The organism is Salipiger sp. HF18, assembly GCF_011806505.1.
Taxonomy (GTDB): domain Bacteria; phylum Pseudomonadota; class Alphaproteobacteria; order Rhodobacterales; family Rhodobacteraceae; genus Salipiger; species Salipiger thiooxidans.
Window position 1 is genome coordinate 1 of record NZ_JAATOS010000095.1, and the last position, 12,654, is coordinate 12,654.

Genomic DNA, 12,654 nt, shown 5'->3' on the forward strand with positions numbered 1-12,654 from the left:
CCGAAGATCGACGATGACCGCCAGCCTCGCGATCAGCTACGCTCGCGGCTTCCTACACCACGCCGCGGGGCACTATCTTCGGACCCCGTCTTGGCCTTCGAGATTGCTGCGTGCGGGTGGCACATTGATCGTCGCCGGGCTGGGCGTCGGCGGGCTGGCCGGTGACCTTTCCTGGATCGATGCGGACCGCGTCGTGCGGCTGGCTATGCAGGCGGATGGCGGCGGATCGTCGGTCCACTGGTCACAGATCACCGTCTTCCTCGGCATTCTCCTCGCGGCTGCGGGGGGTGTCTTTGGTGTGATCGATCACATCGCTGACCGGCGGCAGCTCAGAAAGCAGAGTGTCGTTGTCCTAGAGCACCGTGGGCTGCACCAGACTATTGATACCCCCCTTGCCTCTGCCGTACCGAACCGCCTGAAAGGTCGTATAGATGTCCTGCCAGTTGACCACCGGCAGTCGACCTTCACGAGTCAGATCAGCAGTCCCGAAGATGCACTCTCGCAGATTGCCGGGTTGCGGCAACAGCTTCGTCAGAAACGTGAGGCGGCGGGTCCTGGCGACGTCAAGATGGTCTACGGCGGCATGGCCCCAGTTCCGCTGACGTTTCTGACCGGTATGATGGTTGGCAATGAAGCCGGCCTCACTGTGATGGACTGGGATCGTTTCGCAGAAAGGTGGCGTGAGCCCGATGGTGTGGATGACGGAGATCGCTTCACCGTAGCCGGACTTGAGGAGCTGCAAGACAAAACCACGGAGGTCGCATTGGCCGTCGCTGTTTCCTTCCCATCGGATGAGGATGGTATCCGGGCGACCCTCGGTGACGTGCCGCTGATTCGCCTTGCTCTGCCAAGTCTAAGCACAACGGCGCACTGGTCTGCTGACAAACAATCGGCCATGTCGCTAGATTTCACCGATCTGTTGGGTAATCTGATGGCGAAAGGTGTCAAGCGCATTCACCTATTCATTGCGGCCCCTAATAGTGTCGTATTTTCTCTCGGTCGGCATCTTGATGACAGGCTGCATCCCGAGGTGCTGGTCTACCAGTACGAGCGCTCGGCATCGCCACCATTTCCATGGGCGGTGAAGATGCCGACCCATGGGCAGAGTGCCGCGCAAATCGTCAGAAGTGGCGCGATACCAATTCCCGCCGCGATCACCTGACCATTTACTCGTGTCTTGCAGCACGCAGGGAACAATTGGTCGAAAAGCATATCGGCTCAAACGAGGAACGCTACGTGCAATAAACTCCCGTGCGGACCCCTCACGATACTGAAGGTCCCTTTCGGGTGTTGCTAGGCGCGGACAGTACCGCGCTGCCACAAATCCGCTTCCCGCCCCTAATGTACTGACCCAGCGGAATTTTTTTCAGGTTAAGCCGCTAATCTGAATGCCTCGACAGGCGCACACATATTTAAGGCCCAAACGGCAGAGAAGTCGTGCGAGCGCCGAGTGCTGCCTGCAGTTGGATCATGGGGTCACATAGCGGAAGAAACGTTTTCAAGATAGTTCGTTCCCGTGCTCCACATCATGCCAGTGCTTGTTCAAGGGCAGTCTTGAAGCCCTATTTATGATGTCGGAAACCTGCACGGGACGGAAGCCCCACTGGTCGACGCCGACGTTCACGCTGTTGCGGGAGCCGGGCCATTGGTCGTAAACATGGCCGAAGAGCTGCAAAGCACTCCGCCGAGCGCCATTCCATGTGATCATCGGGTAGTGACACAGAACGAGGCTTTGATCGCCGTCCTTGATCTCTGCCATGTACTCGGTGCTGGCCCAAGGTAGCGAAATCACCGCTTCATCATCGTGGTTGCCGATGATCAGGTGCTTGCGCCCGGGGAGGCTATGAAACCAGCTTTCGAACTGGGCTATGTCCTCGGCGCGTCCGAACGCGAAATCCCCCAGGATCCACAGATCATCGTCATGACGGACGCAGGCCTGGAAGTTTGCGATCAACGCGGCGTTCATCTCGGTTGTCGAGGCAAACGGGCGCTTACAGAAGTCGATGATGCGATGATGGCCGAAGTGCAGGTCGGCCGAATACCAGTTGGCCAAATTTATGCCCTCCGCTTTCGTCTGAATCCGTCCCAGACATTGGCATGTGACTGCACAAAATCCGAGCACCTCTTTTGGTGTGGCGCGGGGTTCCCGATGCCGTTTTAAACCTTCGTTGCCCCGCCAATGTCCAATGTGAAATCGCCATCTGACATTCCGAGGGTAATGTAGGTTAAGTGTCAGGACTAATTAAGACTTCTGCAGACAAGGGCCCCATATTCCCCTTGCAAGCTGCTCTGGAGGCTTCCTAGAATCGGTTCAGGTCGGGAAAGCGAACCCGGCTTGATCAGAAACGTTCGTTCCCACTGAAGGCTGTAAGATATGGACGCAGACAAAATGCGCCAGCAGATCGTGAAGCTGCATCTCGGGATGTCCGGGACGACGATCACGGAGCTTGCTGAGAGTATCGGATACAGCCGACCTGCGGTATCGAACGTGTTGGCTGGTCGGAAGAGGTCGCCGCAGATTGAAGCGGCAATCGCCGAGCGCACTGGGTTTCGCCCAAACGATCTTTGGCCCGCAGCTGTCGCAAGAATGAAGGAGGATCAGAAATGATGCCCTAGAAAAGATAAAAGCCCCGAGAGCGGACTCTCAAGGGCCTTCATGTCGCTTGGTAGCCGACAATCTGAAGGTCTCTCGATTCCCCTCAAAAGTCAAGTCTGGCGGCCGGGTCACCTGACCCGATCGGTCGTGCTCGGCCGTCTTCCATCATTCGACAAGAGGATCGTGAGTGGTTCACCGTGGTCAGTATGACCCACGGGCGATCCCGCACACTGAAAAAACATGGAAAAAGAAATCTTCGTGGCCCCTCAGGCCAGCCGTGCGACGCGGAATCTTCCGGAACGCTCCAAGGCGCGAACCTATGTAGAGACAGGTGCCTTCCGGCCTTATGGTGGCGCGAGTCAGAAAGTGAAATTCGACAGCCTTGGCGAGTTCGACGCTTTTGCCACGACCACCGCCAGCTATCGCGTCGCCGACATGGTAGAGCAACCTTCAGCCATCGAGTACGTCGACGCAGAGGGGCGATCCAGACGTAAGGTGATCGACCAGCTTTATACCTTCGCTGATGGCACCAAAGTCGCCGCCGAGGTGAAACCTGCGGCACGCGCCAAGGCCCAGACGTACCTCATCGGTGAAGGGGACATGCTCTTCGGCAAGCCTTGTGCCGCTCGGCGCATCTACAATGTCGAAGCTCTGCGGCGTGATCTGGGTCTGGGATATCGTCAAACGTTGGAGCTGTTGCAGGCCAACGGTTTCCGGACTTCTGATGGAGATGTCGGCAAGGACGCGCTCTTGAACGCGCATGCGCTGAAGCCGATCGTGGAGCGCTTTTCCGGTGCCATTTGCCAGGTTGCTGCGCAAAGGAGGGTCAATGCTCCCAGGGCACAGTTCGATGCACTCGTTGCGGGCGGTATCTTGTCACCGATTGTCGGTTCGCCCGTTGGGCGTCCCTATTACGACAAAGGCCAGCTTGACGCATTCCTCTCCAGCATCGAACCTCGCGTCGAACTGGCCGAAGGTGATGGTGGTGCGGAGCGCCTGGTTGGGATCCAGACGACCTGCCGGAAAGCCGTCGCAGGCGCGGCTGACGTTGTTCGCTTGATCCGGCAGGGGGCGCTGAAAACTGTCGCTAAGTCATCTGAGGAAAGTGGCTACCTGTCTGTGCGGCTGGACCCACAAGAGGTTGCCGAGGCGATGCGTCTGCTCAAGCCAGAAGGGTACCTTCGGTCCACGCTCGCGCGTTATCTGGGGATCAATGAATCCGCCGTCCGGTATTTGGTGGAGGCGGGCCACCTGACGCAAGTTCGGGCACGGCACCCGCACTCACGGAAGTCGATCAAGGTTGTGACCTACGAATCCGTCGATTGTTTCCTGGACCGATATGTCCCCTGCAAGCACCTTGCCGAATTCAAAGGGGAAGGCACGCGGAGTGTCGGTGATCAGCTCGAAGCAATCGGGTTGAAGCCGCTTCCGTTGTCGCCAGCGGCTAGGGGGCGTGTATTTCTGCGCGATGACGTGCCGTTGGGTCGGCGGGAACGAGGCAATCGATTGCGATCTCTCAAGCACGACGACATCGCTTGGCCTGATCTGTGATGCGGGGTTTGCTCTATAGAATGAAGGGTGCTCAGCCCGTCTACGTCAACTCCGCAAGACGTGGCATAACGCCAAGCTTAGACACGAAGGGTGGCTTCCAGACCTTGTCTCCGAGTACGAATAAATCCTCGCCTCAAAGTTGAAGCGGACCTCAGGGTAGGGTCACGCCTTCTCTGTTGTGTTCGCGGATGACCACCCTAGTGCGCATTCCAGCCGGGTGTAAACCTTTTCAGTGCTTCTAGTGATGATATCGTGCCGCCCGAGTAAGCGGCGTCCGCAAAACGCGCTAAAATACCTCTGCATCAGCCACCGTCATCCGGCGTCCGCCTCGTCTCCGAACTTGAGGAGCGCCTCGACCGCGGGCCGAACTACCTCCCTGAGCAGCTCCGCCGCCACCTCGGACGCATCGCCACTGAAATGGGCGAGTTGGGTCAGCGCGGCATCGATCCGGAGCATCAGCGGTAGGCTTTCCTTTTCCCGCGCGGCTGCGACGAACGTCGCCGCATGCTCCGGCTCCCTGGTGAAGAAAAGGAGCATGGCGTATGTTACGGGCTCAAAGATACCGTTGAAATGGAGCGCCTCGACGCCCCCCGGTAGCGAGTGCGTCTCAACCATGTCGCTGACGTTGCCCGGCTTGATAAGCGGCTCGGGATAGCTCCCGATCTGTAACATCAGTACGGCGTCTAGGCGCGCCGATCGATCCTCGTCTTTTGAATCGACTGCTATCCGCCAAGTGGCCAAATAGGACAGGATCATCCATGGATCGATGTCGACGATAGAGCCAATGCCTTCTCCATCCACGATATCGGTGACATCACCGACTCGCAGCTCAATCTGTCCATCGGGTAGTCCAGTCATCTCGAACATATGCCCATCGGGGGCGAGGCCAGTCACAGTCCTTCCCGGCGGCAACGCCTCATTCTCGCGGCGCGGTTCCCTGGAACGCAACGCCTCGATCAATTTGTAGTCCAAGGTTCCGCGCGTCTTTGCCGCCAAAAAGATCGAATACGCCGCGATCACGGGACCGAGTGGTACACTTGACGCCAGTCCAGCGAGGTCGTTCGCGACGTCGTCGAGGTCCCCATTCTCGGTGATGCGGTTGGCGAAAATCTGGGCAAGGTGCAAGGCGAGCAAGTCCTGTAGCTTAGGGTAGAGGATCGCTTCGCCTTCCTCACTCCTTCCCTCGTGCAGCAGCCCTGCGTCGAGCAGTTCGCGAATATCGGCGTCGGATAGCAGCTCTCGCAGCGCTGATTTTCGAACGATATATGTGTCCAGCGATAGCAAGCGGAGCTCGTATGTAAAATCGTCCGAGGTCAGGTCTTCGACCAGCGCCTGAGCCACCTCGCGGTAGTTTGTAGCGGCACCCAACATGTCGCGGTAGCGCTGCTCCACTTGACTGAGGAGTTGGAGCGTTGGGATGGGTGGGAGGATTGCCACCGTACCAGGTTCCAAGGTCGGGCCTGCCAAAATCGAGCCCACCATCGAGCGCAAAACCCAGGGAAGACGATATTCCCGCGACCGCTCACCGCCGGCCATGATCGATATTCCGTGCTCCTTGAGGTGATCGCGCGCAGTCGCGTACTCATCGTCGTCGAGCGGCTCGAGAAAGAAGCGCTCTGGATCTCGGCGCTTCAGCGCCGACGGGGTCCTACCGTTGCTTGATGTCAGCAGACGGTGCGCGGCACCGGTGTCGAGCGCCAGGACGACGCGTATCCTGTCGCCGAACAACGGCGACGTCAGCGCCTCGAGGTCCTGCCTAAATCTGCCGCGGGCGCCACCGAAGTCGTCCACCGCGACCACCAGGGGCGGTCCCTCGGTCCGCGACAGTTGCTGGACCCAGTGACGCGCCTCATGGGGCGTGATCGGCCAAAAGAGCTGCGAACTCAGGATGTCGGACAGCGCGCTGAACAGGTCGATCCCGCTGTCCGCGTCGAGCGTCAACACGGCAAAATTATCGCCGGCGTTGAGCTGCTCTGCAAGCGCACGTAGCGCCGATGACTTGCCGCTGACGGGATCGCCCTCGACGAACACCAGCCGCTTCCCGTCCTTGAGCGCCTTGACAGCTTCTGCCACCGCTTTTCGCGAAAAGAGGAAGCCGTTCACGAAGGGTAATTCCGGGGTCGTCCAGCCACCCGTCCGCTCCTCAATGAAGTAGTCGCTCACCGCGCGGACAGCCTCAATCCATGCCTTCGGGTCGGTCCCGAGGAGCCGCGAAGTCGCGCGTTTCATGTCATCGGCTGCGACGAGCGCAACATTGTCGAGGAGCGCCTTCAATGCTTCTTCACCCTGAGACGCAGGGCGCCAGTCCATTCCAGTTTGCGTCTCGACCAAACGCCTCTCCGTGCCGTCCGTTGCCAGCACCAGCGGCGGTCTGGGATGGAGGATGCGGGCGTAGGAGAGGCCCTGTTCAACGTCGTCGTCGTTTATGCCGAGCCCAGGGCGCTTCAGCTCCAAAACCAGAGTGTGAACCCCGCGCACTGTCACGAGGATGTCCGCGCGCCCGGTTACAAGCTGGCGCTCCTTGCCATCCACGTGGAGGACGGCGTGGCCAAAGCGGATCGTGAAGCTGGTCTGCTGTTCGATTTCCTTCCCGTCGAGCCACGGTAGTGCTTTCAGCAGCGCGTCGCGCGCGCGGGTTTCGAGCTGGGCCTCAGTCTCGCTCTTCGTTGCATTTGTTACCTTCATAACACCTCGTCGCCGACCCGTTGGCCTCATTACTAACTGCCAAGTTTTCCCGACACCGCTTCGCGCTTCGACTTGTCCCACTCGCCCTTAAGAAGGGCGGCCATGTGTTCCTCGAGTTGGTCTGCCAACTCGGTATTCGTAAGCGTTTCTGAGTTGCGTGCGTTCGTTATGGCGTCAAGCACATCGTGCACCGCGCGATCGGCTTCGTGCGTGTCACCAGCGGCAGGCGCTGGAGCGCGACCGGTTGGGTTGAGGCGTAGCCTGATCCCGGTCCGTAGACGGTCGAACTTCTCCCAGTCGACCCCGGCCCCGCACCGTCCATGGGAGCGCAGGAGCGCCACCAGCTGTTCGGTTTGGTTCCGCATTTCGGCCCGCCATTTTGCCCGCTCTGCAGTGACCGTTTGCACCAAAACCGTCTTGGCGGTGTTATCGACCGAAGCCATGGCCGCGATATTGGCCACCTCGCGCGCGCTTTGCTGAGCACTTTTGGCCGCGCTGCGCGACTTGAAATAGCTCGCCAGTGCGGTCGCGATGACGCCCGCCGCGGTCAACGCAGTGGTAATCGAACTGTCGAACTTCAGGTCAGCGAGGACTCCGAGGATGGCGGTGACGGTTCCAACCACGACGCCTACATCCGCCTTCGTGACATCATTGCTCATTCACTGCCTCCCGTGGGAGTTGGATTGTTGCTCCGCCCGGACGAAAGCAAGAGCAGCCGCAAGAAGCCGAACATGCGTACAAAGAGCCAGTCCAGCTGCTCCGACCGATCGATCATTTCCTGCGTCACCTCAGAATGGCGAATTCGCAGGCTATTGCCGATAGAGGTGAGCGACTTCGCCTCGTCAGCGAGCGCAGCGCGCATTTTCGTTCCGGGAGCAGCGGCGCAATCCAGCAGCGCATCAGCCTGCGCGCGCTTATCCGAGCCTGGTTCGAGCGTCTTCATGCGTTCGAAGGCATCCCATAGCTTTTCGGTCGCATCCCGGCGATCTTCGAGCTTTGGGGCAAGGAAACGCGAGCGAGCGTATTCCAGCAGGCGATCAAGCTCCGTGTCACCTGTATTGAACATCTTCCAGCCGAGCGCTTGTGCGACCGGTTGCGGTAGAATTTGCTGCGCGCGGCCGTCATCATCGAGCTTGAAGGCGATCCCATTTCGCTGGAGCAGGAGGTTGACGTCCGCGACGAAGGAAGCGAGTCCAGCGGCTCTTTCCCATTTCAAGTGATGATGGTCATAGTAGGAGTGGTAGCTAACGGAGATGGGTTCGCCAACCGCCTTGGCGCAGAACTCTAGTAAGTCCAACACAACCGGTGTCTCGGGGAGCTTGTCGCATCGTAGCGGCCACTCGAGCCACGGGACTTCGGCTTGGAGGAATTGTCCAAAAGCCTGCTGGTCGCAGCCGCAAGCCCCCCTTCCGTCCGGACACTGCTCGGCGAACCGAAAGCCAAAGGCACCATTTCCGATGCGCAAACCTACAAGCGGATAGAGGGCGCCCCAAGCCCGTATATTGATAGTTTCCGATATCGCCGGACGCGTGCCATATTCGCGGTCCGTGAAGTAATCTGTATTCAAACTGTTCCCCTCAAAGAAACGCGCCGCCTTTACCCAGCCTGTATATTATATCGTGACGCAGTTGTCCGTATATGGTGTGCTCATAAAGTGTCGATCAAGCCGCTGCTGAATTTCTTCGCAAGACGAACGTCTTTATGACATGCGCGAGACTTGGGACTTAGTGGCAATCGATACTCCGCACGCCTTCACAGTGGACATCGCAATCTACTACAGTGCTGGCAGAAAGTTTCCCTTTTGGGGTTGCATGGGGGGCGGGCAGAACTCGTTGCGCCCAAGCTGTAGCTGCCGTTCATGCCGCCCGTAGCCGATGGCCACTTTGGGTCGGAGGTGCCGAGAAGCAAAGACACGACATTACCTTTGGCTGCATCGCTTACTTCCCTTGGTGAGTGGGCGATACTAATTTTTTTAGACAGCGAGCTGTTTAAGTGATGCAAAATTCTAATCGATCTCTTTGGTCGAGCCTACTCGCCCAGTTCAGAAGAACATATCTTTGAGAAACTGCCAGAGACCGAGGAGACCTAAAAGAATTCCAATCACGCCTATGATTAACGACCAGGCGGCAACCCACGCTGGCACATATACATACGGGTCTCTGTGGTGAAGGTACCAGCACAAGCTACGCCAACCGGTTACTAATTCGACGTCCAGTCTTGCACTCGAGTTCACTTTGCCCAGGCCCAAGTGTTCACGGACATCGTAGTCAGCTAAAGCAACTCCGTCTCCCTCTTCGTGTCCTAACCCCACAAAATAGCCGCTGCGCCCATCATGTGTAACCTTTAGGAGTGTATGCCGGTCAGCCCCGAGCCGGTCAGAACGAGAGAAACGGATGCGCCAGCGCCCGATGTCGGCTTCAGGCGGCTTGCGAATGATAAAATCTCGAGAGCTTTTAGGCATGCAATCGTCCGTCCCGTGCTTCACCGCTTCATGTGAGAATGGTCAAGATAACTCTGCTAGACAATGTCAATTTGGGCTAAAATCACGACGTTTAAGTTTTCGGGGGTAAGGTTTGGCTAAGGCCTCTTCCTGATCGGCACGATCCACCTTCTTCTTGATCTGAACCCAACTCATTGTCACACATGCCGATCGCCCGCTGCCTGCGCTTTTCTGACCTTGGCGTGCCAGATCATGCTGCATGATGGGATGGATGTCCGGTCTCGGGAAGGTGCGCAGCCGATATGACTACCCCGGCTAACGCGGGGCGTTCTGTCGCCTCCCAGCGAAAGGTAGGAGGGGCCGCTCTCCGGTCAGACTACGTATCTTTGGATGTAGGTCATTCTTTATGAAGACTTGTATCAAAAAGATGCATCGTTGGATCCGAGTGCTATTGAAAAGAAAAGATTTTTTGAGTTTTTGATAGGTGATGTCCGATGGAGCGCCACAGTCAGATGTGGCGTGCCACGCGACATGACCTAACCGTCTCAAAAGGTGTTCTTGGCTGGGACGGTGAGCAAGCGGCCTCGGGTAACCCGAGGCCGTTTGCGTATGTGGCGGAGAGTGGCGAACGGCGATAGGGCTCGACTTGAGGCGCCGGAAAAATCGACGCGAGGGGGGGGAGCAGAAGTTCGCTGTGGGCGCTCACCGAAAAATAGAAACGCGAAAAGCGGTCTTTTATCGGGATTGCGAAGTCAAATCCACGAGTGCATCCTATGCGGTAATCTCCAGAGACTTTAAAATAGAGGGACTTTTGGTGAAAGACCTAGCCTCCATAAAGACAGCACTCTCCAACGCCGATCAGAACGGGGAACTGATTGACTGCATTCTCTCATTGGAAAGTCGTGTGAGGCGCATCGAATGTGGGCCAATTCTGTATGAGATGCACAACTTGGGAAGAATCTCGTTAGTCAGCGGTAGAAATTTGACGGCAATTACGCAGCTTGAGCGCAGTGACTTTTGGATGCTCATTCATCCTTTGGATCAATCCATTCCTGGATTGGAATGTTTCTACCGAGAAATTTTGGAATTTACTGACACACTTGTGAAGAAAGCTGGGGCAGATGGAGCGGCAGGGATGCCGAACCTTTCTTTGGTAAACTGGTGCAAGGCGAACCCCGAGAAAGCCAAGCAGATTATTTCAGGTGCCGTGTCTCTCTATCAGCTATGTTTGGAGTATTGTGTGTTTGCGGTCCAAGGCCTTGGTGACCTAGAAATCGCATATGAACTTTTAGGGCATTCAGACAAAGCAGTGGTTGCAGTTGGGCTGCGTTCGCTTGGGAGACTCGATTTGAAAGAGCCAGAAAACAAAAAACGTCTGATAGATGAGTGTTTCACAGTTTTGACCGGAGAGACAGATCAGGATGTGCGATCATCAGCCATTGAGGCCGCCTTCAAGACGTGGGAGAAACTGGGCCAATCGGAGCCCTACCTTCAGGCAGATTTCATATCGCACGTTGTCAGTGCTGATGAGGCCATAGAACTTACCCTACTTGCGGCGATGCTGTTTTATTACCCAAAAGGCCTAGTTTCGAACAGCATCACTCTCATCTTAGAAGCTGCAAAATCGGAAGCTGCCGCCGCAGTGGCGATCCTAAATCATTTGGACCACGCTTTACATGCAAAGGACTTCAGGTGGTCATTTGAGGAAGTTGTTGACGTCTTCGCAAATCAAATTCCAAGACTACCGAAGCCACCTGAAGCAAGAGAATACTACCGGTTCTGCCGCTGGATTTGGGAGGATCAAAGAAATGCCTCAAAGCTATTTTCAAGATGGTTAACAGGCGGTCAATTCGCGCTATGTTCGTTCATTGCCGATATGGTCGGAGAAGGTGGGGAGAAAGGCAAGCTCGTTGAACTTGCGAAGGTTGATATGCCAACTGATGCTTCGGACCAAATTTTTATGGCGAGGAAGTGCATCGGGCATCTTTGGCTCCATGAGGTTACGGCAGCGTCGATCCTGCTGAGTGTCGTAAAACATGGGAAGCAGGCCGCGAGAAAAGAAGTGGAAGAACTTCTGTTTGACCCACTTTTGCTGAGCTATGGGGGCGAACTGCGTGATTTTTTGGTCACTCAACGCAGCAGCCCTTCGAAACGGATCGCTCAATGCGCTCAAAGACTGCTTGCCAGGCACAATACGTACATAGAGGGTCTTGAGCAAACGAGCGGCCTCGTTGAGCTTCAACCAACCAACGCGCAGCGTCGTGCAGCGGCAGCTAAGGATCATGAGCGCAATAGAGATATCCAGAAGCAGGCCCGCAAACGGTCCATATTTGCCGACCTCGTTAGCCACTCGACGCTACTCTACGGAAAAAAGAGCTTCACGATGATATATAGCGCAGATGACAAGAAAACTCCAAGTATCACGCCTCTTGCTGAATTTTCATATAGCACTGAGCTGCCGCGGCTTTCTGTCGTTGATCCGGTGGGATTCCATGAGACCTTGACAGTTTTCCGTCTGGAGAAACGGACCTCACGATGAAAATAATTTTGAAGGAATATCTTGCATCCCTAAGGGAGCGCGGCGACCTTGATAAATCCGTTTTGCCAAACTTGCTTTCAGAAATTGGGCTCCGTGTACTTAACACGCCGATGGTCGGAACAAGGCAAAATGGCGTCGATATTGCTGCGGTTGGGAAAATCAAAGGTGAGGATGAACAAAGCTATCTCTATTTGTTCGTTGTCAAGGCAGGCAACGTTAGGCGAAATGATTGGGACGGAGGGGCTCAGGCCGTCCGTGCGGAATCAAACGAAGCTCGTGAAGTATATTTGAGGAGTAATGTTTCCAAAGATAATTCTGAACTCCCCGTGAAGATCTGCCTATGTTGTGGTGGGGAGCTTGAGGAAACAGTTTTAATGAACTGGGCTGGGTTCACTGAGGCGAACACTACTGACGGCATCGCATACAAGTTGTGGGATGGGGATCGCCTAGCAGAACTTATGATGCGCAGTTTATTGGCACGGGAATTGCTGGAAGAAGAGACTCGGCGCAACTTCCAGAAGGCCATCGCAATGGTGAACGAACCTGCTGCTTGTTACGATTACACTCGAGCGTTTTTAAGTGATTTGTTGTTGGAAGGGCAAGTAGAGCAGAAAGCTAAACTGTTGAGGCTTCGACAAGCATACATCTGTCTACACGCGGTCACAGCATGGGCCGTTGAAGCTGACAACTTGGAGAGCACCTATAGAGTTTCAGAGCTCGGCTTACTCTTCTGCTGGAATGCGGTTAGGACTAACAGGGTGCTGAGATAGTCGGGCCTCGACGCCGGTTGCGGAACATGATTCATCTGCCGCGGATCAACGGCGGAGACAGACATGCGCGGTG

Annotated in this window: 9 protein-coding genes; 5 read left to right on the forward strand and 4 right to left on the reverse strand. The window is 56.3% G+C overall.

Going from position 1 to position 12,654, the window contains the following annotated elements; genetic code table 11:
• A partial coding sequence (locus HC022_RS10700) for an SAVED domain-containing protein (RefSeq protein WP_217703952.1) occupies positions 1 to 1,162 on the forward strand: 1,162 nt, incomplete at its 5' end.
• 336 nt (positions 1,163 to 1,498) lie between these two features.
• On the opposite strand, the gene HC022_RS10705 is transcribed toward HC022_RS10700, so the two are convergent.
• Positions 1,499 to 2,053, reverse strand: coding sequence for a metallophosphoesterase (locus tag HC022_RS10705; protein WP_167452414.1), 555 nt, complete (start codon positions 2,051 to 2,053; stop codon positions 1,499 to 1,501).
• A gap of 321 nt (positions 2,054 to 2,374) precedes the next feature.
• Here HC022_RS10705 and HC022_RS10710 point away from each other — a divergent pair, with 321 nt between their 5' ends.
• Both HC022_RS10710 and HC022_RS10715 read left to right on the forward strand, forming a co-directional pair.
• Entirely contained in the window at positions 2,375 to 2,608 is a 234-nt protein-coding gene (locus HC022_RS10710) for a helix-turn-helix domain-containing protein (RefSeq protein ID WP_167452415.1), read from the forward strand.
• 228 nt (positions 2,609 to 2,836) lie between these two features.
• Complete coding sequence (locus tag HC022_RS10715) at positions 2,837 to 4,147, forward strand: hypothetical protein (RefSeq protein WP_167452416.1); 1,311 nt, start codon at positions 2,837 to 2,839, stop codon at positions 4,145 to 4,147.
• Between the two features lie 312 nt (positions 4,148 to 4,459).
• Here HC022_RS10715 and HC022_RS10720 read toward each other — a convergent pair whose 3' ends face one another.
• From HC022_RS10720 to HC022_RS10730, 3 genes are read right to left on the reverse strand one after another with little or no spacing between them, the layout of a single operon-like run.
• Positions 4,460 to 6,832 (reverse strand): type I restriction enzyme HsdR N-terminal domain-containing protein, encoded by a 2,373-nt coding sequence (locus HC022_RS10720; protein ID WP_167452417.1) that lies wholly within the window; start codon positions 6,830 to 6,832, stop codon positions 4,460 to 4,462.
• 32 nt (positions 6,833 to 6,864) lie between these two features.
• The gene (locus HC022_RS10725; protein WP_167452418.1) at positions 6,865 to 7,491 is read right to left on the reverse strand and encodes a hypothetical protein; all 627 of its coding nucleotides are present in this window, start codon (positions 7,489 to 7,491) and stop codon (positions 6,865 to 6,867) included.
• Positions 7,488 to 8,399, reverse strand: coding sequence for a hypothetical protein (locus HC022_RS10730; RefSeq protein WP_167452419.1), 912 nt, complete (start codon positions 8,397 to 8,399; stop codon positions 7,488 to 7,490). Before HC022_RS10730 ends, HC022_RS10725 begins: the two co-directional genes overlap by 4 nt.
• 1,687 nt (positions 8,400 to 10,086) lie before the next feature.
• Here HC022_RS10730 and HC022_RS10735 point away from each other — a divergent pair.
• Positions 10,087 to 11,811 (forward strand): hypothetical protein, encoded by a 1,725-nt coding sequence (locus HC022_RS10735; protein WP_167452420.1) that lies wholly within the window; start codon positions 10,087 to 10,089, stop codon positions 11,809 to 11,811.
• Positions 11,808 to 12,581: a hypothetical protein gene (locus tag HC022_RS10740; RefSeq protein ID WP_217703953.1), complete on the forward strand. Its 774-nt coding sequence runs from the start codon at positions 11,808 to 11,810 to the stop codon at positions 12,579 to 12,581. Before HC022_RS10735 ends, HC022_RS10740 begins: the two co-directional genes overlap by 4 nt.
• Positions 12,582 to 12,654 lie beyond the last annotated feature (73 nt).

Coding starts and splice junctions, on each gene's coding strand:
- HC022_RS10740 (WP_217703953.1), top strand. CDS start 11,808: ATGAAAATAATTTTGAAGGAATATCTTGCATCCCTAAGGGAGCGCGGC.
- HC022_RS10725 (WP_167452418.1), bottom strand. CDS start 7,491: ATGAGCAATGATGTCACGAAGGCGGATGTAGGCGTCGTGGTTGGAACC.
- HC022_RS10710 (WP_167452415.1), top strand. CDS start 2,375: ATGGACGCAGACAAAATGCGCCAGCAGATCGTGAAGCTGCATCTCGGG.
- HC022_RS10715 (WP_167452416.1), top strand. CDS start 2,837: ATGGAAAAAGAAATCTTCGTGGCCCCTCAGGCCAGCCGTGCGACGCGG.
- HC022_RS10720 (WP_167452417.1), bottom strand. CDS start 6,832: ATGAAGGTAACAAATGCAACGAAGAGCGAGACTGAGGCCCAGCTCGAA.